17 protein-coding genes, 1 tRNA gene and 1 pseudogene are annotated in these 22916 nt (G+C 58.8%); 9 read left to right on the forward strand and 10 right to left on the reverse strand.

Annotated elements, in window-relative coordinates:
- Nucleotides 1-11: 11 nt before the first annotated feature.
- The 3 genes from OGR47_RS14965 to OGR47_RS14975 form a co-directional block, all read right to left on the reverse strand.
- Complete coding sequence (locus OGR47_RS14965) at nt 12-2564, reverse strand: TonB-dependent siderophore receptor (RefSeq protein ID WP_165053236.1); 2553 nt, start codon at nt 2562-2564, stop codon at nt 12-14.
- Between the two features lie 304 nt (nt 2565-2868).
- Nucleotides 2869-3807, reverse strand: a complete 939-nt coding sequence (locus tag OGR47_RS14970) for a FecR family protein (RefSeq protein ID WP_165053239.1) — start codon at nt 3805-3807, stop codon at nt 2869-2871.
- Between the two features lie 103 nt (nt 3808-3910).
- Entirely contained in the window at nt 3911-4411 is a 501-nt protein-coding gene (locus OGR47_RS14975; protein WP_246729720.1) for an RNA polymerase sigma factor, read from the reverse strand.
- Nucleotides 4412-4613: 202 nt separating this feature from the next.
- On the opposite strand from OGR47_RS14975, the gene OGR47_RS14980 reads away from it, so the two are divergent.
- The 6 genes and pseudogenes from OGR47_RS14980 (at nt 4614) to smbP (ending at nt 10871) form a co-directional block, all read left to right on the forward strand.
- Nucleotides 4614-4898: a hypothetical protein gene (locus tag OGR47_RS14980; RefSeq protein ID WP_246729721.1), complete on the forward strand. Its 285-nt coding sequence runs from the start codon at nt 4614-4616 to the stop codon at nt 4896-4898.
- Between the two features lie 167 nt (nt 4899-5065).
- On the forward strand, nt 5066-5188 hold the full coding sequence (locus tag OGR47_RS14985) for a hypothetical protein (protein WP_256445931.1): 123 nt from the start codon (nt 5066-5068) through the stop codon (nt 5186-5188).
- Between the two features lie 171 nt (nt 5189-5359).
- Nucleotides 5360-7366, forward strand: a complete 2007-nt coding sequence (locus OGR47_RS14990) for a PAS domain-containing protein (protein WP_165053247.1) — start codon at nt 5360-5362, stop codon at nt 7364-7366.
- Nucleotides 7367-8047: 681 nt separating this feature from the next.
- Nucleotides 8048-8875: pseudogene (locus tag OGR47_RS14995) on the forward strand (IS5 family transposase).
- Nucleotides 8876-8999: 124 nt separating this feature from the next.
- Nucleotides 9000-9227: a hypothetical protein gene (locus OGR47_RS15000; RefSeq protein ID WP_165053253.1), complete on the forward strand. Its 228-nt coding sequence runs from the start codon at nt 9000-9002 to the stop codon at nt 9225-9227.
- Nucleotides 9228-10445: 1218 nt separating this feature from the next.
- Complete coding sequence (gene smbP / locus OGR47_RS15005) at nt 10446-10871, forward strand: small metal-binding protein SmbP (protein ID WP_165053256.1); 426 nt, start codon at nt 10446-10448, stop codon at nt 10869-10871.
- A 491-nt stretch (nt 10872-11362) separates the two neighbouring features.
- On the opposite strand, the gene OGR47_RS15010 is transcribed toward smbP, so the two are convergent.
- The 3 genes from OGR47_RS15010 to ltrA all read right to left on the reverse strand — a co-directional run bounded on the left by OGR47_RS15010 (nt 11363) and on the right by ltrA (nt 15287).
- Entirely contained in the window at nt 11363-12673 is a 1311-nt protein-coding gene (locus OGR47_RS15010) for a leucine-rich repeat-containing protein kinase family protein (RefSeq protein ID WP_165053259.1), read from the reverse strand.
- Nucleotides 12674-12916: 243 nt separating this feature from the next.
- Nucleotides 12917-13543 carry a tyrosine-type recombinase/integrase gene (locus tag OGR47_RS15015; RefSeq protein ID WP_165053263.1) on the reverse strand — a complete coding sequence of 209 codons (627 nt, stop codon included), beginning with the start codon at nt 13541-13543 and terminating at the stop codon, nt 12917-12919.
- A gap of 265 nt (nt 13544-13808) precedes the next feature.
- On the reverse strand, nt 13809-15287 hold the full coding sequence (ltrA, locus tag OGR47_RS15020; protein WP_165056356.1) for a group II intron reverse transcriptase/maturase: 1479 nt from the start codon (nt 15285-15287) through the stop codon (nt 13809-13811).
- Between the two features lie 471 nt (nt 15288-15758).
- Here ltrA and OGR47_RS15025 point away from each other — a divergent pair, with 471 nt between their 5' ends.
- Entirely contained in the window at nt 15759-18968 is a 3210-nt protein-coding gene (locus OGR47_RS15025) for a hypothetical protein (RefSeq protein WP_165055956.1), read from the forward strand.
- A 36-nt stretch (nt 18969-19004) separates the two neighbouring features.
- On the forward strand, nt 19005-19277 hold the full coding sequence (locus OGR47_RS15030) for a hypothetical protein (RefSeq protein WP_165055955.1): 273 nt from the start codon (nt 19005-19007) through the stop codon (nt 19275-19277).
- Between the two features lie 433 nt (nt 19278-19710).
- Here the strand turns inward: OGR47_RS15030 and OGR47_RS15035 are convergent, their stop codons facing one another.
- The 4 genes from OGR47_RS15035 to OGR47_RS15050 form a co-directional block, all read right to left on the reverse strand.
- Nucleotides 19711-20424: an AIPR family protein gene (locus OGR47_RS15035; protein ID WP_246729881.1), complete on the reverse strand. Its 714-nt coding sequence runs from the start codon at nt 20422-20424 to the stop codon at nt 19711-19713.
- A gap of 532 nt (nt 20425-20956) precedes the next feature.
- Nucleotides 20957-21166: a hypothetical protein gene (locus OGR47_RS15040; RefSeq protein WP_165055952.1), complete on the reverse strand. Its 210-nt coding sequence runs from the start codon at nt 21164-21166 to the stop codon at nt 20957-20959.
- 296 nt (nt 21167-21462) lie between these two features.
- Nucleotides 21463-21537 (reverse strand) — tRNA-Val (locus OGR47_RS15045).
- Between the two features lie 144 nt (nt 21538-21681).
- Nucleotides 21682-22377 (reverse strand): HAD family hydrolase, encoded by a 696-nt coding sequence (locus OGR47_RS15050; protein ID WP_165055951.1) that lies wholly within the window; start codon nt 22375-22377, stop codon nt 21682-21684.
- Nucleotides 22378-22487: 110 nt separating this feature from the next.
- On the opposite strand from OGR47_RS15050, the gene OGR47_RS15055 reads away from it, so the two are divergent.
- Entirely contained in the window at nt 22488-22886 is a 399-nt protein-coding gene (locus OGR47_RS15055) for a hypothetical protein (protein WP_165055950.1), read from the forward strand.
- Nucleotides 22887-22916: the final 30 nt, after the last annotated feature.

A 22916-nucleotide genomic window follows, 5' to 3' on the forward strand; every position in this document is an offset into this window, starting at 1 on the left:
GGGACGATCCTTCAGAATTCCACCCTCAGCGACCCGAGGAAGGTGCGCGGCACGCCGGTTTGGACGGTGAACCTGTCCATCGACGATGGATAATAGATCGCGTTATTGAGGTTTTTGACGTTCAGCTGCGCGGTGACGGTCAGCCCCTCGATGTTTGTCGAATATGCAATCATTCCGTTGATCAGCGCATATCCGGGCAACACGAATGAATTCGCATTGTCGCCAAAGAAATTGCCCGACGCATTGACGCCACCCGCCAGGCTCAGCCCCTTGAACATGCCGTCGGCGTCGTATTTCAACCAAATATTGCCGTAGTTGCGCGGACTTCCGGCCAATACAAAACCGGCGACGGGCCTCTGCGTCGTGATCTCCGTCAGCGGGTTGAGCGGGGAACCCGAAACTGTCCGGACATCATCATGCGTATAATTCGCAATGACGCTCCATTGGTCATTGATTTGTCCGGTGAGGTCGACTTCCAGACCCGTGCTTCGCGCTTTGCCGATCAGAAGTGTATTCCTGGCGTTGGTAGGATCCGGCGTCGGCACATTGGTTTTGGTCAGGTCGAAATAGACGACGCTCAACATAAGCCGTTTGTCGAAGAACTCCGCCTTGACGCCGCCTTCGAATTGCTCGGCGCGTTGGGGCGCGAGAGGAGTCCCCTGGTTCAAGCCATTATTCGTACCGAAGGATCGGCTGAAATTGCCATAGGCCGTAATCCAAGGTAGCGGTTGGACCGATATGCCAATCCGGGGGCTGAACGCGTTGGCGCTTTGAGTTGCATAGGTCGCCTGGGCCAGGAAGGCTGTACTCGAATTCGAATTGATGCTGTATTTAGCCCAATCGTACCGCCCTCCGAGCAATAGGTGCACCTTGTCGTCTAGGAAAGAAATCATGTCCTGACCATAGACGCCCGTCCACTGCTGCCCGAGCATAAGGTAGGACGGACCCCTGTATGGGTTCGCGAGCTGCCAATAAGTCGGGTTGTAGATGTTGATCGTATTTATTGGAGCAAAGTATGATAGATACGGCGGCGTAAATGTATTGAAATAATCGAATCCAAGCAGCATTGCATGGTTGAAGACGCCGGTCGTCAGCTTTCCTTTTAGGTCGAGATTTGTTGCGAAGTTCTTATCCGTTCCTCGTATAAAACTTACAGTGCGATTCAGTATTCCAGTAATAGGATTAAATCCACTACTTGACGTGTCATTTACGCTATATCCAATATTTGTATAGCTCAAGCGATTCGTCAGACTCCAGTCCTTTGTTAGATCAAATGTCCAATCATAGGCGATGCGCTTCTTATCCATCTTATCGGGATATTTGGTCGTAAGATTTGGTTCTTGGAGGTACCGACTCAGCGGAATATTCGCGACCGATCCGCCGGAAGCCGGCAGCAGGGCGTAATCGTCGACATAATCCCGGCGCTGGTATTCGAAATCTATGTTCATCCGAAATTGCTCGATCGGATGAAATGAAACCGTTGGCGCGATGAAGACGTTTCTGTCGGAAACGAAGTTTCGGTAAGAGTCCGTGCGGTAAAATTCGCCGTTGAATCGATAGAGAATGGACTTATCGGTCGTCACCGGTCCGGTGGCGTCGAGCGTCGTTCGCACATTGCCAAACGACCCAACCTGCTGTTCGACAGAATAATAGGGCGTGTCGAGCGGGCGTTTGACGACGAGGTCGATGATGCCGCCAGGCTCCACACGCCCGTAAAGCATCGCCGCAGGCCCCTTCAACACCTCGATCGACTGCAGATTAGTCGTGTCGAGGCCACGCATTCTGTATTCGATAAGACCGTTTTTATAAGTGTTCGCAGAATTTGAGAAACCGCGAATCTTCAACATTTCGAGAAAACTGGGCTGCAAGGTCACGCCGCTGACATTTGAAACGACGGCATCCTTGACGCTGATTGCCTGCTGATCGTCCATGGTCTGGCGCGTGACGACCTGCACCGATACAGGAATCTGCATTATCGGCGCATCCATTTTCAGCGCCGAAGTCGCGGTGGCGGCGTTATAGCCCGTCAGCCGCCCGCCCAAAGCCCCCTTCCCGTTCGAGGCGCCAGCGCCATACCGGCCGCTCCCTCCCCCCCGTGACGCCGGCTGAGCTGGCTGCGCCTGCGCCGCCCCCACGTCGATTGTCGGCAAGGAATGCGCGCCGCGCGGGCTTGCGTCATTGACCACATCGCCGGCTTGCGCCAACACCACCGAAACAGACTCGCCACTCTCGCTGAGCCGGTAATGGAGTCCGGTTCCAAGCAGCAAGGCGTCGAGCGCGCCGGTGAGCGTATAATTGCCGGTCAAACCTGACGTTTTCAGCTTTTCAGTGAGCTGCGAGCGGTAAATCATCCGCACGCCGCTCTCATCCGCCAGCCTGTTCAAAGCGAGGTCCATCGAACCCTGGGGGATTTGATAATTCCTGACCGCCTCGGCGAGCTCTTTCTGAGTCATGGACGCATGAGCGACGGCAGGAGTGCCGAAGCCGGCCGCCTTCATTCCGATCCCTATGGCAATTACCGTCGTCCCCGCTAACTTTTTCCGCAGCCCGAATTTGGTCGTCATAGCCACCCCAAAGGAAACCAAGGGGACTTTTCGTCCCTCTGTTTCCTCTGACGAGCGGGCGGCTGGTTTGGAAACGTTTGACGCTTAAAATTTTTATCGGGGTCGACCGCCCCCATCCCCCAGAAAGGCGGGCGATTTTGCTTTCCGAAAAAAGTCGGCTCGTCATTGCGAGCGAAACGAAGCAATCTAGGGCCGCCGTAGCTACCTTGGATTGCTTCGTCGCTTACGCTCCTCGCAATGACGGAGAGAACCCGAAAGCTGCGACAGGAAATTCGTGGATTAACGGCTCGTCTCTTTCCTGTAACTATCCGTGCAGAATCACGAAATAATTGGTGAGACGCGTCGCCCTTATATTCAGCGACTGTTCGATTGTTTCGAGCGCTCCGAGAGGATCGTCGACATCGAAGACGCCGCTCACCCGCAGCTGACGCACCGCCTCGTTCGGCGTCAGAAGATATCCCTGATGATAGCGTGCAAGAGTCGCTACGACTTCGCCCAGTGGCCGGTTTCTGAAAATCAGCTTCCCCCACCGCCAGGCCGTTTCGTCGTTTACATCGACGGCGGTGGGCTTCGAAATTGACACGCCTGGTCCAAAAACGCTTTGCTGCCCTTCCGAAACGATCTCTGCGTCCCCCCGATTGGAAATGGCGACGCGATTCGCTGCAACTGTAACGCGCGCTTTATCTCCGATCAGGGCGATGTCGAAAGTCGTGCCCAACGCCGTCACCGACCCCGACGCCGCCGCGACGACAAAGGGACGAGATGCGTCCGGCGTCGCTTCGAACCAGCCCTCGCCTTCAATCAGCGTCACCTTGCGCTCCGCCTCGCGATAATTCACCGCGATGGCTGATTTGGCGCCCAGATGGACGCGGGATCCGTCATTCAGCGTGACGGTCCGCGTCTCTCCCGTCGCCGTTCGGAAGTCGGCGCGCAAGAGGAGAGAGAGCTCGCCCCATAAAAGCACAAACGCCAATGACGCCGCGAGCATCGCAGACGCAAAGAAGGCGGTTCGGCGACGGGACGCCGCTGCCTTGGCGCGCGCCTTTTCCGGTCGCAGGGCGCTCACCTGGGAGCAAAGAAGCTCGACCTCTTCGAAGGCCTGTCTGTGCTCCGGCTCGGTGAGCCATACTTCAAGGGCGCGGCGATCCGCTCGAGACATGCCGCCGGCGTCGCGCTTCACCCACCAGTCGACCGCGACGTCGTGAATGCCGTCGCCCTTGGACCGATCATGTTCGTGGTTCATGCGGGCGAAGCCATGCCCCCTTCTGCGGTTCCAACAATAGGCGCGCTGCTTGCTTATATTGCCTTGCCCAGCAGAAAAGGCAAAAGCCTCGCTCGGGAAAAGCTTACTGCACCGCCGTGCGACACCGCTGGATGGCGATCCTCATATGTCGCTCCACCATTTTCCTCGAGATGCCCAAGCGCCTGGCGATCTCGTCGTGGCCGATGCCCTCATGCATGCGCATCGTGAAGACCTCCCGACATTTCGGGGGAAGCATCCTGATCGCGGCGTCGAGCTGTCGCGACGCATCGCGGGCCTCCATGTTCTCTTCGGGGGTCGCTTCGGGCGATAGCGCCTCGGGCGCATCGTCGTGGAAAACCAGCACCTTGAAATCGTTCCGGCGACGGCGGGCGAAATCGGTCGCCAGATTGGCGGCGGTTCGGCGCAGATAAGCCGACGGATCGACGATATCCTTTCCGTCGCCGATCGCCAGCATCCTGGCGTAAGTTTCCTGAAGAAGATCGGGCGCGGCTTCCCTGCCCACGCGGCGCGTGAGGAATTTCAGAAGCTGTATCTTGTTGTTCTCGAAAAGATGGCGGATGAGCTGCATTTTGCCCTCGGACATTTCCTGTCCGTCAGCCGAGGCGAACCACTTCAGGAGGTTCGGGCGGCGTCAGAAAAAGGCGCCATAAGCGTCGAAAATCCCCTTGCGCCTCAGGGCAAGAGAAAATGGATGGGCGCCACGCGCTCGCGCATGGCTGAATTTTTCAGGAAACGGGCGGCGCGCGCGACGACCAGCTTATCAACCAACCCGCGGCGGGCCTGGAATGATCGGCATGCCGGTCGAGCGAAACGCCCTGCGTCTCGGCCGGCAGGTAGATAATGGCGTCGTAAATGACCGCGAAGGCGAGCAAGGAAGCGGCCCGGCCACTCGCCAAGCAATAGGCGCAGCATTTGCTCTGATTATGATCATGCCCCTGTGCCGGCCCATGGCCGCCATCGGGGCTGCACAAAGCGCCTGCGGCCTCAGCGGTCGGAGAAAAGCCAGGAGCATCCGCCCATTTGAGGAGGCCGAAGAGCGGCGCGAATTGGAGAGCGAGCAAGCAGACTAAGGCGCATGCGACAATCGCGCGCCGAAAAAGATCGTGCTTGGTCCGCCCCCAATACATAGGGTGCGAAGATGCCACGGGCCTCGAAAGTGTCAAGAGCTAGCTGCTGAGAAAAGCACGCCTAGCAGAGTGATTACGAAATTGGCAGTTTGGTCGAGAGCGAGTGGTTGGTGGAGCAGTTCGTTTACGCGGGGTCGATCGGCGACGGCGCTGGGCCTTTTGCGTTGACCGACGCCTATCGCGTCGCGCAAATGCAGGTGGCGTTGGCCGGGCGCGATTGGCGCGGTTGCTGAGCTCGGCGCTACGCTAGACGTCACAGCAAGTCTTTTCCTTGAGTGGGTTATTCGCCACTGGAACCAACGCTTTATCCAGCGCCGAAAGTAGACCTGCCTCGCTATCGGCCAAGCTTGTGAAAGGTAGATGCTTGGCTATGCTCCCGCTATGCCAAGCGTGAGCGAGAAAGCATGACCTTGTCGAGTATTTGGGCCTTCGTCGCCGGCCGTGACATCAGTGCGTTAAAGCAGACAGAAAAAAAACTGTGCGATAAAGACGCGCTGCTGCAGACGGTCATAGACAGCAGCCCCGATGCGATTTTCGTAAAAGATCGCGGAGGCAGGATGCTGCTCGCCAATCCCGCAACCTTGGCCGCGATCGGCAAGCCGGCGGAATTCTGCATCGGCAAGACCGACGAGGAGTTTCTGCTCAACCCCGACGACGCTCGCGCCATCATGGCCCACGACCGGCGCATCATCGAGTCGGGACAAGCCGAAAATTTCGATGAAAGCCTGCTTACGCCTATCGGGATGCGCTGCTATCGCAACAGCAAAGCGCCTTTGCGCGATTGTTCGGGCAACGTCATCGGCCTCATCGGCGTCGCCCGCGACATTACCGAGCTCAAAGAGGCCGAGGCGGCATTGCGCGCGAGCGAGGAGCGGTTCCGCGCTTTAACGCAGGCTGTCCCAGCTATCATTTGGGAAACTGACGCCGCAGGCGAGAACACTTTCGTCACCGATCTTTGGCGCTCCTACACCGGATTGGGGGCTTCCCAATCAGTGGGCTGCGGCTGGATGGAGGCCCTCCACTCCGACGATCTAGAACGGTTTTCAGGCGACTGGGCGGAGGCGATCGCTTCGGGTGAGCGCTTTGATTGCCGCTACCGCCTGCGCGCAACCGACGGCTCCTATCGCTGGTTTCTTGGGCGCGCGTTGCCGCAGCTCGATGCCGAGGGGCGGATTCTCCGTTGGGTAGGAAGCTGCTCCGACATTGACGACATTGTGTGCGCGCAATCCGCGCTAGCGGACGCTGATCGCCGCAAGGAGCAGTTTTTGGCGACGCTCGCGCATGAGTTACGCAACCCGCTCGCGCCGATCAGCAGCGCTGTGCATGTCCTGAAAAGAAAATGCGTCTCCGAAAACGCTTGCGGCCCGATACTCGACCTGGCGCAGCGCCAGGTCGATCATCTCACGCGCCTCGTCGACCAGCTTCTCGAAATATCGCGCATTAGCCGTGGCAAGGTCGAGCTTCGCAAGGAGAATGTTCTGTTGGCGGATTTTCTGCGCCCCGCCCTGGAGACCTGTCAGCCGCTCATTGACAAAAAGAAACATCACTTGATTGTGAAGGTGCCGGAGGACCCGTTATGGTTGTTCGGCGATCCGGTCCGCCTCGCGCAGATTGCAGCCAACCTCATCAACAATGCGGCGAAATACACGCTGCCGGGCGGCCTCATCGAAGTCGCAGCCGCGCGCGAGGGGGACGAGGTTGCGCTGCGCGTTCGTGACAATGGCGTCGGCATCGACCCCGACATGCTGCCGCACGTCTTCGATTTATTCGCGCAATCGGACAGCCAAATCCGGCTTTCCGAAGGGGGACTCGGCATCGGCCTCGCGCTCGCGCGCGATCTCGTTGAGCTGCATGGCGGGCGCGTCATGGCTTATAGCGATGGCGTCGGGCGCGGCGCAGAGTTCGTTGCCTGGCTGCCGCTGAGCACGGAGCCCGCGGCTGTCGCCTCGCCTGCGAAAAAGGCGGCCGCCGAAGCCGTGGGAACGCCGCGCGCGCTCGTCATTGACGATAACCGTGACGGCGCCAACAGCTTCAGCCTGTTGCTGGAGGCTTTGGGGGCGACGGTTTGCACGGTCTACGACGGCCACGCCGGAGTAGCCGCGATCGACCAATTCGAGCCGGACATGGTTTTCCTCGATCTGGGCATGCCTGACATTGACGGTTATGAGGCCGCGCGGCGCATTCGCGCCGCAAGCCGCGGGCGTCCGCTCCTTCTCGTCGCCCTGACCGGCTGGGGACAGGAGGAGGATCACCGCCGCACCCGTGAAGCGGGCTTTGATCTGCATCTCACGAAGCCTGCTTCCCTCGAGGCCGTGGAAGACTTATTGGAACGCGCCCGGTCGGCCGGCGCGGTTGGAGAAACGGCGCTGCGAAGCTGTGGGGCAGCCGCATCCCCTTCCGGCAAAGAATGAGCCGTTGCCTGGCAGACGGAGCGCAATTGAGACTGAAGAAGCCCCTCTTGCCAAGGTCAAGACGTTCTTTTGGAGATTTATCGAGAATTTCTGTTGTTGTTCGCCTGCTTTGTACTAGCAGATGATTGTGGACGAGATGCAAAGTGAATTTGACTGATTGATGATGCCTCCCCCAGATTGAGGTGCGGCTTAACAACTGGGCATTTTGGGGTGGGTTACTCATGCGAAGGATTATTTTAGTTGGGGGAATTTCTCTCTCACTCGCGGGTTGCGCCGGCGTTAGTCCTGCTCCGGAGAGCGAACTGGTTGCGGTACCCAGCATCATTGGCTCTCTGAAATGCGCGTTTGCGAAAGCGCTCGTAAGCGAGCGCGAACCGGGGCGGATTGAGCGCCTTAAGGATCGAATTGCGAAAGTAACTCTGGACCTGAAGGTTGTAGACGATCAGAAAACAAGCTTCGGGTTAAAGGGGAAGGCCACAGCTGGGGGGCCGTTCGTATTTGCGCTTGGCAGTGGAGTGGCAAGTATTTCCCCTTCATTTTCCACATCGGTGCAAATAACTGATACGATAGACACAACAATTACACTGCATTACCTGCTCAAGGCCGATAACGCTAAGAGGCTTTTTGGAAAATCGGCTCGAGAAGGTTTCGCCGTAGCTTGAGCTGTGATTCAAGCTTTGAATATGGACGAATCATAGCCGCGGCCGGATGGCCTCCATTGCCCGAAAGACGCAACGCTATCCGTCTGATCTGGCGGACGAAGAGTGGGCTGTGATCGCGCACCGTTGATGCCGCCGGCGAAGAGGCGCGGGCGACCGCGCGAGGTGGATTTCCGCGAGGTTATCAACGTGCTTCGCTATCTTGTTCGCTCGGGCTGCGGCTGGGAAATGCTGCCGGTTCACTTCGGCCCCTGGCAGACGACCTACTGGTGGTTTCGGCGCTTGATGCGCCCGTTTTCTCTTTCAGACGATCCACGATCTCTGCCTGACGTGCGACCGGGAGGAGGCTGGCCGCGAAGCCTCGCCTACCGCAGCGGTGGTCGACAGCCAGAGCGTGAAAGCGCCGCATGCCGAGACGCGCGGCTATGACGCCGGAAAAAAGATCGTCGGCCGCAAGCGGCATATCGCCGTGGACGCCGACGGGCGACTCTTGATGGTCAATCTCTCCACCGCCGACATCTCCGACAGCGCTGGCGCGCTGCCCATCCTCGAGGCGATCCGAAAGCGCTGGCCATGGGTGAAACATCTGTTCGCCGACGGCGCCTATGACAGGACAACGCTCATGGATAAGGCCGCCTATCTCGACTTTGCGGTCGAAATCATCCGCCGCAACGACTGCCAAAAAGGCTTCGAGGTTTTGCCCAGACGCTGGGTCGTCGAGAGAACGCTCGGCTGGATGGTCCGTTGGCGCCGCCTCGTGCGAGACTACGAGCAAAGGATCGACGTGTCAGAGGCCATGATCTTCATCGCCATGGGCGGGCTGATGCTCCGACGCATCTCTCATCCATGATTTCCAAAAGGACTCTAAGGCATGCAACGATTCGGCTGATCAAGCAAAATACCGATTCTCTGAATGGCTTTCGCGCGTTATCGCGGGGCTCGACGAAAAGGCAAAACTCCAGCCGATCGGCTCTGTGGATAAAATCGATTACAGCGCAACGTTTGGAGTAGTAGCCGCCGACAACGCCGGTCTGGACTTCGATGTAGTGTTCCTCAGCGCCAGCGCCGCTCAAAATGAGTCCAGAAACGACGTGCAATCGATAAAATTCACCATTGCACCTCCGGAAGCTAAGAAAAATAAGCACCCACATCCGGGAGAAAAATCGCCGCCAAAAGACGTTGGTCCCGCCCTCCATTTTTAGCCGGGTCCGACGGACGATCTATTGGCTTGACGCTGTCACCCAAATCGTACCTCGAATAGGCATCGCTGCGCCCGGAGCCTGAAAGAGGCTGCCGGGCGTTGTCGTCTCTACCCCCGAAAAAACTTCAAAATCCAGTTCTCCAGCCCTGAAAAAAGGGCGAGAGCCGGGGCGCGCCAACGCCCCAAGCCGCGAGTCTTGACCTCGCATGGTGTGCAGTTCGCGACGCAGGCGCTTCAGAACGCGGTTGTTTTTCATCAGGATAATGGTGGGCGATGCAGGGATTGAACCTGCGACCCCTCCCGTGTGAAGGAAGAAATGGGGAAAAGTGCCCCCTTTAATTTCAAGTGCTTAGCAGATGAAGTGGGGACGGTCCCCAGTCCGTCCCCACTGAGTGTCAGAGAAGCCATCCAACTTTCACGCCTTTTGTTAAAAAACCTAGCGCCACCACACCAGAATTATAGAATTACCGACATGAGATAATGTCAATATCCTCAACACTTTCCGCAATACATGTTATTTTTTCATCATTTATTGAATGTTTACTTTCGCGAAAACACGTGGTATTCATGCGCTATGTCCGATACCGATCACGACGAGCACCAATACCGCCGGAGGACGGCCCTCTACACAATGGAGGAGGCGGCCGCCAAGTTGATGATATCAAGGAGAACGCTTCAAAAGCTGATTAAAAAAGCGCCTTATTACAGAATTGCTGGAAAAAGAAAGGTCTTCAATGATGATGACATATGGCGTCTAATCGAAGCCCTGCCTTCACCTGACAAGATATGCTCGCAGACCTGATGAAGAAGCTTCAGCACCGAAGGGTTCGGAGAAATTACCGGTGGCCTAAACAAGAGCGCTACCTTGGGTAAGCCGTTCTGCTCAGGCCCCAGCACAGCGCAAGAAGGCGCAGTTCAAGCGGCGGGCTGAAGCTTGGCTCCTGCGCCAATGAGGGCTCAAGACGGTGCCAGCGGACCGCTTTTGACCCAAAGCGGACGTTCGTTGATACCGACCTTCCGTTTGTCTCCGACGTTCACTAATTCTCTCAGCGAATGCTTGTGGCGAGATGCGGGAAGTTTGACTTCGAGCCGCCGAGCTAATCTCGATTGAGCCGCCAAGGTACGACATATCCACTCGCGCCCACGCGCCCGCACTGCTCTCCAGCTAATGCTCTAGCCAGCCCTTTGGTTTTCGCGGCTACGCACTACGTAGCTCGATGTGCACCATCGTGCACGCAAGAACGCCAATTGGCGGTTTGACCGCAATTTATTCACTATGGAGCGGAATATGCTAAGACGTGGATTCCTACGCGCTTCGGTTGGTCTCGCGCTGACAACACTTGTCGCCCCTGGGATCGGGCTCGCCGCCGAGAATCATATCGCCCAAGCGATAGCCCAGATTAACAAGGCCATCCCATACGGCGAGGAGCCCCAACACAGCTCTTCTTTCGTCCAGCACATCGACAACGCGATCGATCACGCTGTGATGGCGCAAAGGGCACACGCTAATTCGCATGTCAAGAAAGCGATCCGCTATCTGCGCCGCGCACGCAGGATCGCCTACGGGACGCATTTGCTGAGCTATTCTCGCAGGGGTGCCGCTTTAGCGAAGAAAGCACAGGCTCAGCTTCAGGCCGCAGGCTGAGCGTTGCGCGCTTGTGCAAAAAAAAACTCGATGAATTTGGAAGCAGCAACGAATACCCTAAAGCCAAAATAGCGCCGCGCCCGTCAATCCGAGGTCGTGGCGCTTTCCTGCGGGACCTGGAGTCCGCCGACAGGCTAAGATGGCCGGCCCCTAACTAACGGAAGCCGCTCTTCCTCGTGATGCCCAAATAATCGTGCGAAAGCCCGATGTCCTTTGTCTCCATTTGCGATCGAGATGACGCGCAAGCGCCGCTCGCGAGCTGACGGGTTTGTCGGAACTCGCAATACCGGGCGTGTCACGAGCCCCCTGGGAGATGGTTGCCGTGCCTTCCGGGCAGGGTTCGCATCAATTACCCGGGGCTTTTGGAGCGAGGCTTTCTGGATCAGCCAACGACCGCTTCTGGCGCATCTTTCTCCTTCAGGACCGATTCCAGCGATCGCCGATTATTCGAACAATCTCCATTAGTCGGTGGTGCTGACCATTCCATTGCGTCACATGTCGCTCAGGAGCTCTACAACGTCCGCCATTGATGGGCGGCTCGCCGTGTGTGGTTGCACACAGGCGTTGACCACCTCTTGCAGTTTAATTAGCTCTGTAGGCGCAGCCGTACACCGCGCTAGCAATTCGCCAAGAAGCAGCCCCCATGCGCGGACTTCGGTTCGTTGCCAAAGACTCCCTTCTTCACCGACCGGAAGCACACACGCCGCGCCGAAATCGCTAAGCGCCGCGTCGCCGTTTTGCCCGTCCCAAAGAACATTATGAGCGTAAAGATCGCCATGCAGTAACCCCCTCGCATGCAGATGAGCAGTGGCCGAAGCTACGCCACGCGCTAGCTGAAGGGCAGTCGTCCGTGTTAGACGCAATTCGGAGGAATACACATCACGGCTACAGGTCGTGAGGTTTGGGGGGGCCGCGAGCGGGCGCCAATGAGCCGGTAGCAGCGGCATCAATAGCCCATCTCTCCCCTCGGGGTGATCCACCAAACGACCCAAAGCCGCCGTAAGGTTAGGATGTTCCCCCGCAGCCAGGCATGTCGTTATTTCACTTAGAGGGGAACCGTCGCTCGTCATGGCGCCCAGGAAAAGTTTCACCGCCACAGAGATCGGCTTATTGACCCTTTCTGCTCGCCAAAGCCCGCGATGCACTTGTCCGGAGGAGCCTCGGCCCAGACGCGCTCCGATGTCGAGATCCGCCCAAAAAACGGGCGCAGCGACTGCGGGCACCAAATCGCGCTGCAGAGGATTTCCGTTCCAGGAAATCCAGGCGAGGCTGGGAAGCTGCACGAGCCACGGTGGAAGCGCATCAAAGCCGTTGGAGCTCAGCCGCACCAGCTCCAGAGACGACGCATCGGCCAGACTGCTCGGAAGTTTGCGGAGCCGATTCCCCGCCAGCATCAACTTCTGTAAAAGCGGTCGCTCGCCAAGAGCTTCGGGGAGTTGCTCAATGCGGTTTTCAGTGAGGATCAGCCAGCGCAATTTTGGCGGCAGAGCTTCTTCTGGAACTTCTCGTAGCCCGGACGCCCGGAACCCGATCTGGCTCAAGGAGCGGCAATCCCCAAGCGCTGAGGGAAGTCGCTCGAAGTTATTGCCTGAGCAAAATAATACGCGCAGCCGATGAAGGCGGCTCATGTCATTGGGGAGTTCGTTAAGCCGGCCACCGCTGAGGTCCAGGACCTCGAGCGTATCAGCCAAGCCAAAGACCTCCCGCGGGAATTCGGTGAGCCCCGGCAAACGAAGCTCGCGTGTGCCGGCGAGATCGCCGCGACGAAGACTTTGCAGGTCCGACTTTTGAAATTCTGACATGACTTCCTCTAGCGGAGACTTTCCCCGACGGTAATGACCTTCCTATGGTTTCCTCGGCAGCGATGGAAGCGCGCCGGTGCCGACAACGTTCGGGAGGATCTTCCGTCTGATTTTTCCCACTAGAGAGAATTTTGAAAAAACAAAAGGGCGCTCATCTGGACTGCTGTGCCAGAGCAGGCTCCTAACGGCGGCTTCTGGCGCGTCGCGGGCCTGGCGCTTCGCTAGGCCGCGACGCTATTCTTTTCACACCTCAACCTGCTCTGAGATGCTGAGAGCGTCGTCTACCTCGATGCCGAGATAGCGGACAGTGCTTTCCAACTTGGTATGGCCGAGTAGCAGCTGGACAGCTCGTAGATTGCCTGTTTTCTTGTAAATCAGAGCTGCCTTCGTTCGTCGTATCGAGTGCGTTCCGTAGGCGGAGGCATCAAGCCCGGCGCTCGCTACCCATTTCTTCACAATGCGAGCGTATTGCCTGGTCGAGATATGAGGGCGTTTCGCAAGGCGGCTTGGGAACAGAGTGCGATTATTTGCCATACCGCGAGCGTCGAGCCATTCTCGAACGGATAAACGAGTCTGCTCGGTTAACTCAAACTGCACAGGGCGGCCCGTCTTCTTCTGAACCACGACCGCGCGGTCGCGCACTCGACCGCCAGCAAAAACGTCATCCACTTGCAAACTTACGAGGTCGCAGCTTCGCAGTTTGCTGTCGATAGCAAGCTTAAACATGGCGAGGTCGCGCTTGCGGCAGTCAAGTTGTAGCCGAACCCGAATGGTCCAAACATCCTTTGGCCGAAGCGGGCGCTTCTGACCCAGCAGCCGGCCTTTATTCCACGGCGTATAGTTGTGGCCGACCTCAGGCGAAGAGTTCATGGTCGTCTCCTTCAGAGCCGACCCTCCCGCCTCAGCACCTAACGTATGGCGCTTCAGATAATATGCGCCTCCGCCACCATCGCGAGGGGAAACGCGGAATTGACCCGAAGCGGCCATCAAACGACACCCGCTTTTCGCATCTATCTTCTGCACGCCATAACCTATCGAAAATTCAAGGGTGCACCGTCCGTGTTCCCGGTAGGGACGCTCATTGCTGAGCGCCCCCCGGACAGATCCGTACGAGCGGAATTCCCGCATACGGCTCCTACCTCGGGTGTCTGGCGGCGAAGCGCGCGCTCGGCCAGGGATGAAGGATTCTCGGCTTGGGGAGAAATTCGTCGGCCAGTTTCCCCATCCGTTCCCACGGCACGTGCGCCCGCTGGCTGCGGCGCGAAAGCTGCCGACGCCAGAGCGCGGTGACGTGATAGCGGAACGCCGTCAGCGCCAACCCGTTGGTCGGCACGGCGTGATAGGCGAAATAGCCCGAGACGACGCTTGCAAGCCATTTACCCGTTTCCGAGATCGGCCTGTTGGTGCGCCGTCGCAACGCCTCCTTGATGTCTCGAAGCTTCGTCCGCATGCGGTCACCCCGCGACTTCCTTCTGACACGAAAGTCGCCGCGGCGGGTTTGGTCGCATATCAGCACGAAACCCAAGAACTTGAAGGTCTCCGGCTTGGAGCGCCCACGCTTCTTGCAGTTCTGCGCCGCAAAGCGCCCGAACTCGATCAGCCGGGTCTTGTCCGGATGCAGCGATAACGAAAACTCCGCCAACCTGTCGCGCATCGCGTTCCAGAATCTCCGGGCGTCGCTCTCATGCTGGAAGCCGACGACGATGTCGTCGGCATACCGAACCATGATCATGTCGCCCGTAGCCTCGCGCCGTCGCCAGCGTTCGGCCCAAAGATCGAAGACGTAGTGGAGGTAGACGTTGGAGAGCAGCGGCGAAATCACCGAGCCCTGACCCGTCCCCTTTTCCTCAACCGTCACGATCCCATCTTCGAGAACTCCAGCGCGCAGCCATTTCTGGACGAGCCGGATGATGCGCGGATCGCCGATCCGATGCTCCAGGAAGCGGACGACCCATTGCTGGGAAACTTCCGTAAAGAACGATCGGATGTCGGCGTCGAGAATGAAGTTCACCTTCTTGCTGCTGATCCCGACAATCAGCGCGTCCAGCGCATCGTGCTGGCCGCGATCCGGCCGGAATCCATACGAGAACCCGAGGAAGTCTTCCTCGTAAATCTCGCTCAGCACTGCGGCGACGGCTTTCTGTACGATCTTGTCCTCGAGAGCCGCAACTGCAAGCGGGCGCTTGCTCCCGTCGTCCTTCGGAATGTAGCTCCGACGCGACGGCTGCGCCCGATACGCCCCGCCGTGAACCCGCGCATGCAAATCCTCGATCCTGCGATCGAGGTCCTGCTCGTAGGTCCTCCACGTCATGCCGTCCACGCCGGGCGCGGCGGACCGCTTCAGCGCATGAAACGCCGTTTCCAGCATGGCGATGTCAACATGGTGCAGGAGCGCCGTGAACTTCTCCTTCTTCCTTTCCCCTGCGACTTTCCGCACGCGGTCCAGCGCCTGTGACACGCTTCCCCGGTTCTGAGCCCGGCGAGTGCTTTGCTGGTCCGCGTTCCCCTCGGTCTCCGCCCTTGGCTCCGCCGGCTCCGCAGCGGATCGCTCCGCTTTGTTCGCCAGCTTCGCAGCTACTACGGCGGAGTCAGACTTCTCGGGCTCGTCCGTCATCGGCTACGACTCCTCGTCTTCCCGATGCGGGCCTGCGGCGTCCATCCGTAGGCCGAACCCGAGACCTCCCGGTTCCCGTTCAAGGAGCTTCCGCACATGCCAGGTTCTCCGACCACGCCGGGCCGGACGAAGGCTCGCATAACGCCTCCGTTCGTGTCGCCTTCCGTGATTTTGACCACGTCGGCGCCCGGGACTATCAAGCTTTCGCGGCTCCATGGCTGGCCTATGCGCTCCCCTGCCGACGCTTCGCCGAAGCCCTCGCGGACGCCGACGCACGGCTCGGGGCCAATGCGGATTGCTACTCCTTCATTGCAGCGGACTTCCACCGCCTACTCCTTGCCGGTCTCCCGGCGCACCAAAAGTCTTGGGCTTTTGCACTTAGCTGGAGGCCGCCCCAAGCTTGCTATGCAACCAAACCGCCAAACCGGCGTTATCGTCATATTGCGGCGTTGAAATAGCTGAGGAATTATTATGTCGAATTCATCAACGTATCACGTCGACGCCGCCCGCACCGGCTGGTTCAAGGGCGTCAAGCAGGGGGGCGGCGGCCTCGCGGCTTGGAAGAAGATCATTTCGATTAATCTTGGCGGGGCCGTGCGCGGCGCGCCCCTCGTCATGGAAAATTGGACGCTGCGCGGCGGGCCGCTGAGCGGCCAGACGCACGACATCGTGATCGTCACGACCTCGACCAATCTTTTGAACGCCTACACGCTCCGTCAACTCTACGCCGGTGACACGCGGCCGCTGTGGTCGACGCAATTGCCGCCGGCGTCCATGCGCTCGGGCAGCAATATTCCGCCGCCTGTCGGCATCTCCAGCACGCCGGTCTTGAACGAATCTACGGGCGACCTGCATGTGTTGGCCCTGCAAAGCGCGGGCAAGCTCGTCTCGGGCGAGACGTCCCCGCATTCTCCGGCCTTGGCTGCGCACAACGGCCATCTCTTCATTGCGTGGAAGGGCGACGGCAACGACCAGCTCAACGTTGCGCATGTCGTCTTGAACGGCAACCGCGTGGTCGCGCTCGCCAATAAGGTCGTGCTTGGCGACACGAGCCCGGTGAGCCCCGCGCTCGCCTCCTTCAACGGCCGCCTCTACATCGCCTGGAAAGGCGACGGCAACGACAATCTCAACGTGATGTCGTCTGGCGACGACGGCCGCACCTTCGGCGGCAAATTCACATCGCCGGAAACAAGCCCCGAGCCACCGGCGCTCGTCGCGCATAACGGGATGCTCTTCATCGGCTGGAAGGGCGACGGCAATGATCAGCTCAATATCGCGCAGGTCGTGACCGCAGGATCCAATGTCACGGGCTTTGCGAACAAGGTCGTGCTTGGTGATTCCAGCGATAAGTCGCCGGCGCTGGCCTCCTTCGCCGGGAAGCTTTTCATCGCCTGGAAGGGAAGCGGCAACGACAATCTCAACCTGATGTTCTCGGAGGACAACGGCAGGACCTTCGGCCACAAGCACATCTCGGGCGAGACGAGCCCGCGCGCGCCTGCGCTTGCCATTCTTCTCAACGATCTGTGGATCTCCTGGAAGGGCGACGGCAACGACCAGCTCAACATCGCCGTCGTCGGCTTCAACGGCGCGGCGATTGCAGGCTTCGGCAGCAAGCTGATCCTCGACGAGACGAGCCCCGAGAGCCCGACCATCGCAGCGTTCATGGGCGACCTATTCATCGGCTGGAAGGGCTACGGCAACGACAATCTCAATGTCTCGGGCCTGCCCGGCTACCACGTCAATGTGCTCGACGTGAACACCGGCTCTATCAAGAGCTCCACGCCGCTCTCCGACCCCGGCGCGGCCGGACGGCCGACCTTCAACGGCGCAGTGCTGGATCAGCGGGGCGCCCTGAACGTCGCGCAGGGCTTCGTTTACGCGACCTTCGCCGACTTTCTGGCCTTTGATAAGGGCGACTATCACGGCTGGCTCGTCGGCTGGCAGGCCAACAACCCCAATATTCAGACCTTCGTCCCGACCACGAAGACGATCATCGGGGGCGGCGCCTGGGGGCCGGGCGGTCCCGCCGCGGGACCGGACGGCTCGCTTTATGTCGCGACCGGGAATGGCGGGACAGACGGCAATTATTGGCATAGCATCAACGGCGGCGGCCGACTCGGAAATAAGGCTACGTTTGGCGACACGAGCCCGAAAGCGCCCGCGCTTGCCGTCCATAATGGGATGCTCTTCATCGCCTGGAAGGGCGACGGCAACGACCAGCTCAATGTCGCGCAGGTGGTCGTGACCGGCAATCGCCCGACCGGCCTCGTGAACAAAGTCGTGCTCGGCGACACGAGCCCCGTCAGCCCCGCGCTTGCGTCGCTGAACGCTCGACTCTATCTCGCCTGGAAGGGCGACGGCAATGACAACCTCAATGTGATGTCCTCCGGCGACAACGGGCACAGCTTCGGCGGCAAGTTCACCTCGCCGGAGACGAGTCCCGAGCCGCCCGCCCTCTGCGCCCATAACGGGCGCCTTTTCATCGCGTGGAAGGGCGACGGCAACGACCAGCTCAATGTCGCGCAGGTCGTGACCGCAGCGGCCAATGTCACGGGCTTTGCAAACAAGGTCGTGCTTCACGACACGAGCCCGAAGGCCCCGGCGCTCGCCTCGTTCAACGGGCGGCTCTACCTCGCCTGGAAAGGCGACGGCAATGACAACCTCAACGTGATGTTTTCGGAGGACAACGGATCAACCTTCAAGAACAAGTTCATTTCCGGCGACACGAGCCCCGAGGCGCCGGCGCTCTGCGCGCATCACAACGGTCTCTATCTCGGCTGGAAGGGCGACGGCAACGACAACCTCAATGTCGCACAGCTGTTCTGGTTCGAGGGCGCGGTGCGCGGCGTGGACAAAGTCGTCCTCTCCGACACGAGTCCGGCCAGCCTGGCGCTCGCTTCCTTCAACGGCATGCTGTTCGTGGCTTGGCGTGGTAACGGTAACGACCAGCTGAACGTCATGCGTCTCGCCAGCCAAGGCGAGATCGGCGACTTTCAGGAGTCGGTGGTCCGCTTCAACATCGATGGACGAGTCGCTTTCGTCACCGATTGGTACACGCCGCTCGACGCGAATGTCCTCGACGCCACCGATGAGGACATCGGCGGGTCCAGCCCGTTGGTCCTGCCGCCAATCGGAGGGCTGGAGATGGTCGTGGTCACGGGCAAGGACGGCCGCGTCTACCTGCTCAACCGCAATGATCTCGGACGGCTGGGCGGCGCGCTGTGGCGGTCCAACGTTTTCGGAAGCGAAAGTAAATGCTGCGCGTCCTACTTCCATACGCAGGCGGGAGACGATCTCGTCTATGTCATCGGCGGCGGTAAGCCGGGCCTCGCGGCATTCAAGGTTGTGGTTCACAGCGCCGCCGAGGCTGGCTTGCGCCCGCTCTGGAAGGCGGGGTCGCCGGAGGGCATTAATCTGGGCGATTTCCCCGGCTCGTCGACGACGCAGAGCTTCCCCGAGGGCGAGGCGGTGGTCTGGATCGTGGACGACACGATTCCGGCGCTTCGCGGCTTCGACGCCAAGACCGGCAAGGAGCTGTTCAATTCGTCGGTTCATGGCGGCGGCTCGCTCGGCGGCATCGCGCATTTCCCGCCGATCGCCTGCGGTTCGACGAATGTGCTGATCGGACTTGCGAATGGCTTCGCCGTCTACGGATCGCCGGACGCGCTGTTGGTGGCATGAACCGCTTTGCAAATTGCAATTTGGTAGGGGAACAACATGACGCAGAAAAACGAGAAGCTCGTCCTCGAGAACGATAAGGTCAGGGTGCTGCGCCGCCATCACAAACCGCACGAGGCCCAGGGCGAGGCGTCGCGGGGCGATAGACTGATTATCTATCTCGAGGATGGCCGCGTGACGCGCACCGAAGGCGGCAAGCGCGAGGAGATCGCGCATTCCGCAGGCGACGTGGTCTGGCGGCCAAAGTCCCGCCACGTGATCGAGAACGCTGGCGAGGGCGTGAATGAGGTGCTCATTGTCGAGCTGAAGTAGGCAATTGACGCCAGCATTTGGCGCCTCACGACCGAGGCGTCAATTTCGCATAACCGGTCATTATGGAACTGCGCGGGAAGGTCCGCTCGTGGCGCATTGCCGACTTCGACCTCGCCTTCCACCAAAGCCTGTAATGGACTCTGAGCGTTAGATGTTGACCCCTCGTCAGTTACTCGACTTCGCAGCCATAGCAGTCCTCAGGGCCTCAGCGGCCTTGACAACCTGGTCTTGAAACTGGGGCGACTTGGCTACACCGTCAGTCCCTCCGGCGTCGCGGAACATTTTTATGACAGCATCTATATCTTGTCTGAGCTCCCCTTCATCGACCGCCTTGTTTTTCCATCCCGTCACGGCGTGCGACAAGTTATAGAAGTGTTTGGCGCTAATATACGCCAAAATATGATAAACGACGTCGTTACGAAACCGCGATCCCTCATTTGGATATTCTTTTATCAAATGACTTAATTATTGCACGTTTTGCTAAAATAACATTCTTAAAAGCGTCTAGAGGATAGCTCTCCGAAAACAGTGATTGGTAATCATCATCGGATTTTAGCAGTGAATTCGGTCGACCGCGTGCATCGCCAGCCCTGAACAGCAGGGCAGCCATCAATGCCTGCGCCATCTCGGCCAGAGTTACAATCGTCGGGCGCGTCTTTCCCATGTTCTTGTATTGATTTTTTCGCCTCTCGTAATATAGACCAGCTGCTTTTAGGTGATCCTCAATGTTGCGATGAACAGTGTCCATTCCTCTGAGATAGGGTTTGGGGATATTTGTCTGGCTGTTCGTTGCCTTAATTATTTCATCCCGAACCTGCTCACTAGGCGGAACGATTATTTTCATTAAAATGATTTGAGATCTTCTCTTCTTCTTGACCTCTTCGTCGACGACAGTATCCGTCATGAACTCAAAAATCACGTTGGACGTTTGCAGGCCATTGACGAGCAGAGGCTCGCTCAAGGCAAGCCTCCTCCCCTTCTGATCAATCGAAGAAGCGACAATCGTAACGCCATTATTCAACCACCAAAAATTTTCGTCGTCGCGCAAGGTTTCAAGCGTCGCTCTGATTGCGTCATTCACTTCGGTTTTTCCAAGGAAATCGCGGACATTGGCATCAAAGAGCCCTCTGATCAAATTCCCCTTCACATCACTCAAGAATGAGACGAGCGCCTCCAGCGATACCAAGCACGCGAACGAATCTCCGCTGTCGGATGATAGAGCTTGTAGAATCTCTAGGTCCCTCGTTCGCGTCCTCGGAACACGTGACATCTCAATGAGGTTTTGGGCCCCAACGAAGATCACCTCGACATTCGGGGTGGCCGCTAGGGTTGCTAGGACTGCAACGCTTTGGCTGTAGCCTGCACGGTATCATGGATATTTTCGGTGCTGGCTTTCGTCGCATAGTAGACACGCACACGGATATTAGCGGTGCGGCCAGCTGAGGCGAGGAGAACTTTCCGAGCCAGCGCGAATTTATCCTGTAGAGTCTGACTGTATTGACTTAGGTAGCTTGAATAATCCCTCTTAAGATCGATGAGATCAGCTACTGTTGAGCGAATAAGCTTAAGTGGAGTCGCCGCAAAGCTGTCTGTATTTTTTGATTGAATTATGATTATATCGATCTCTAACGGACCTTTTTCAGGTATATGCCCGCTATCATCCCCTAAAACAGCTCCATTTACCAATATATATATAACGCGTCGATTTGACCATCCCCGTTGCCATCTGTGTCGCCGGCATCAATTTCATCAACACTGAGATCAAATGGCTCAAGTAGAAGCGAGTTCGCTATGTTAGCAAAGGCTTCCGACTTGTCTGTTAGGCCTAATTCTTTTGCACGCTCGTCAACTACATTTTCTATCAGCGCCTTATAAGTCTCGTTCGACATTACGTTTAGTCCGGCCTTGCTAAATCCCCGCACCGCGACAAGCTAGGCACTTCTTTCGCGGGGCCAAATGCTGCGACTCAGACGGTATACCTTCAGCTCACGACTTGGAAAGCCCCGATGAGCTGCGCTGGAAAGATGCTGATTCAACCATAGATTGCCGCGGCCGCGTGCACAGGGTGTCGATGGCTAGCCGCAGAGCAGGCGGTGACTCTGGTCCAGTGAGTGCCGAGAAACGACCAGCTTCTGCCGATAGCGCCGGTCGCCCAAATCCCGAAAATCGCGCAATTTCAATATGATGGTGGGCGGCACAGGGATTGAACCTGTGACCCCTCGCGTGTGAAGCGAGTGCTCTCCCGCTGAGCTAGCCGCCCATTTTTCCTTCTACATCAAAGACTTACGATTCGCCAGCCTTGGTCTTAGCATATCCGGTGTGAAGGGAGTGCTCTCCCGCTGAGCTAATCGCCCGTCGCGTTGGACGCGGAGAACCCTCCTGTAAGAGAGGGCGGGGCGTTCCGTCAAGTGCGCGTGAAGGCGGAAGGCGGGAGAATCGACTCCGCCGCCGCCCACAGCTCGTCGAAATGCGAGATCACCCGATCCGGCGCGAACTCGGTCACGGGGATCTCCGTATAGCCGAAATCGACAGCCACCACCGGCGCCCCCGCGCCTTTGGCGGTGTCGATGTCGGTCTTGGAGTCGCCCACCATCACCGCCCGCGCCAGGTCCCCGCCGGCGGTCTCTATCGTCAGCTCCAGGGTGCGCGGGTCGGGCTTATGCATGGGGAAGGTGCCGCGCCCGCAGATCGCGGAGAAACGATCGGCGGCCCCGAGCTTCTCCAACAGCAGCCGGGCCATCCGCTCGGGCTTGTTGGTACAGACCGCGAGCTTGAAGCCGGCGTCCCCGAAGCGATCGAGCGCCGCCAGCGCGCCGGGAAACAAGCGGCTCTCGTCCGCGATATGGGCCTCGTAATGGGCCAGAAACTCGACGACAAGCGGCTCCACCCGATCCGGCGGCAGCGGCGCACCGCTGAGGGCGAAGCCGCGCTCGATCAGCGCCCGCGCCCCCGCTCCCACAATGCTGCGCGCCGAAGCGGGCGGAGCCAGGGGCAAGCCCTCGCGGGCCAGAAGCACATTGAGGGTGGCGATGAGATCGTGGGCGGTGTCCGCCAAAGTGCCGTCGAGATCAAAGACGAGAATGGGCGCGCGCTGGGTCATGCGCCAGGGCCTAAAGGGCGCGCGCATGGGGATCAAGCGTCGTGACGCAATTTTCGCGCTGATGAGCCGCGTGTAGACTGCCGGCGCCGATTCGCGACAGGAGAGAATGAATGCGTCTTTCGCAATTTTTCCGCCAGCGGCGCCTCTTGCTGGCGACGCCGCTTTTCCTTGCTTCGCTCCTGCCGGCGGACGCGGCGCCGGCTGCCGGCAATTACGAATTCCTCGCCGCCCCGCAGACTGACCTCAACCGCGTCTTCCGCCTGGACAAGGCGACGGGCGAAATCGGCGCCTGCCAATATGGCCTGAAGGAAGGCTCGACGATCGGCGTCACGCTCTGCTATCCGCCCGGCGAAGGCGCCAAGGCCGGCACTTTCAGCGAATATGCGCTCGTCGCCTCGCGCCATACCGGCGAAGGCGGCGTCTTCCGCGTCGATCTGCGATCCGGCATGATGTCGATCTGCTTCGTGCTCAATGAAAGCTCGGTCGTCTGCACGCCACAGGCAAAGTAAGAGAACGCGCGCAGGCCCTCGAACAGCGCC

It is taken from the genome of Methylocystis sp. MJC1, assembly GCF_026427715.1.
Classification (GTDB): Bacteria; Pseudomonadota; Alphaproteobacteria; order Rhizobiales; family Beijerinckiaceae; genus Methylocystis.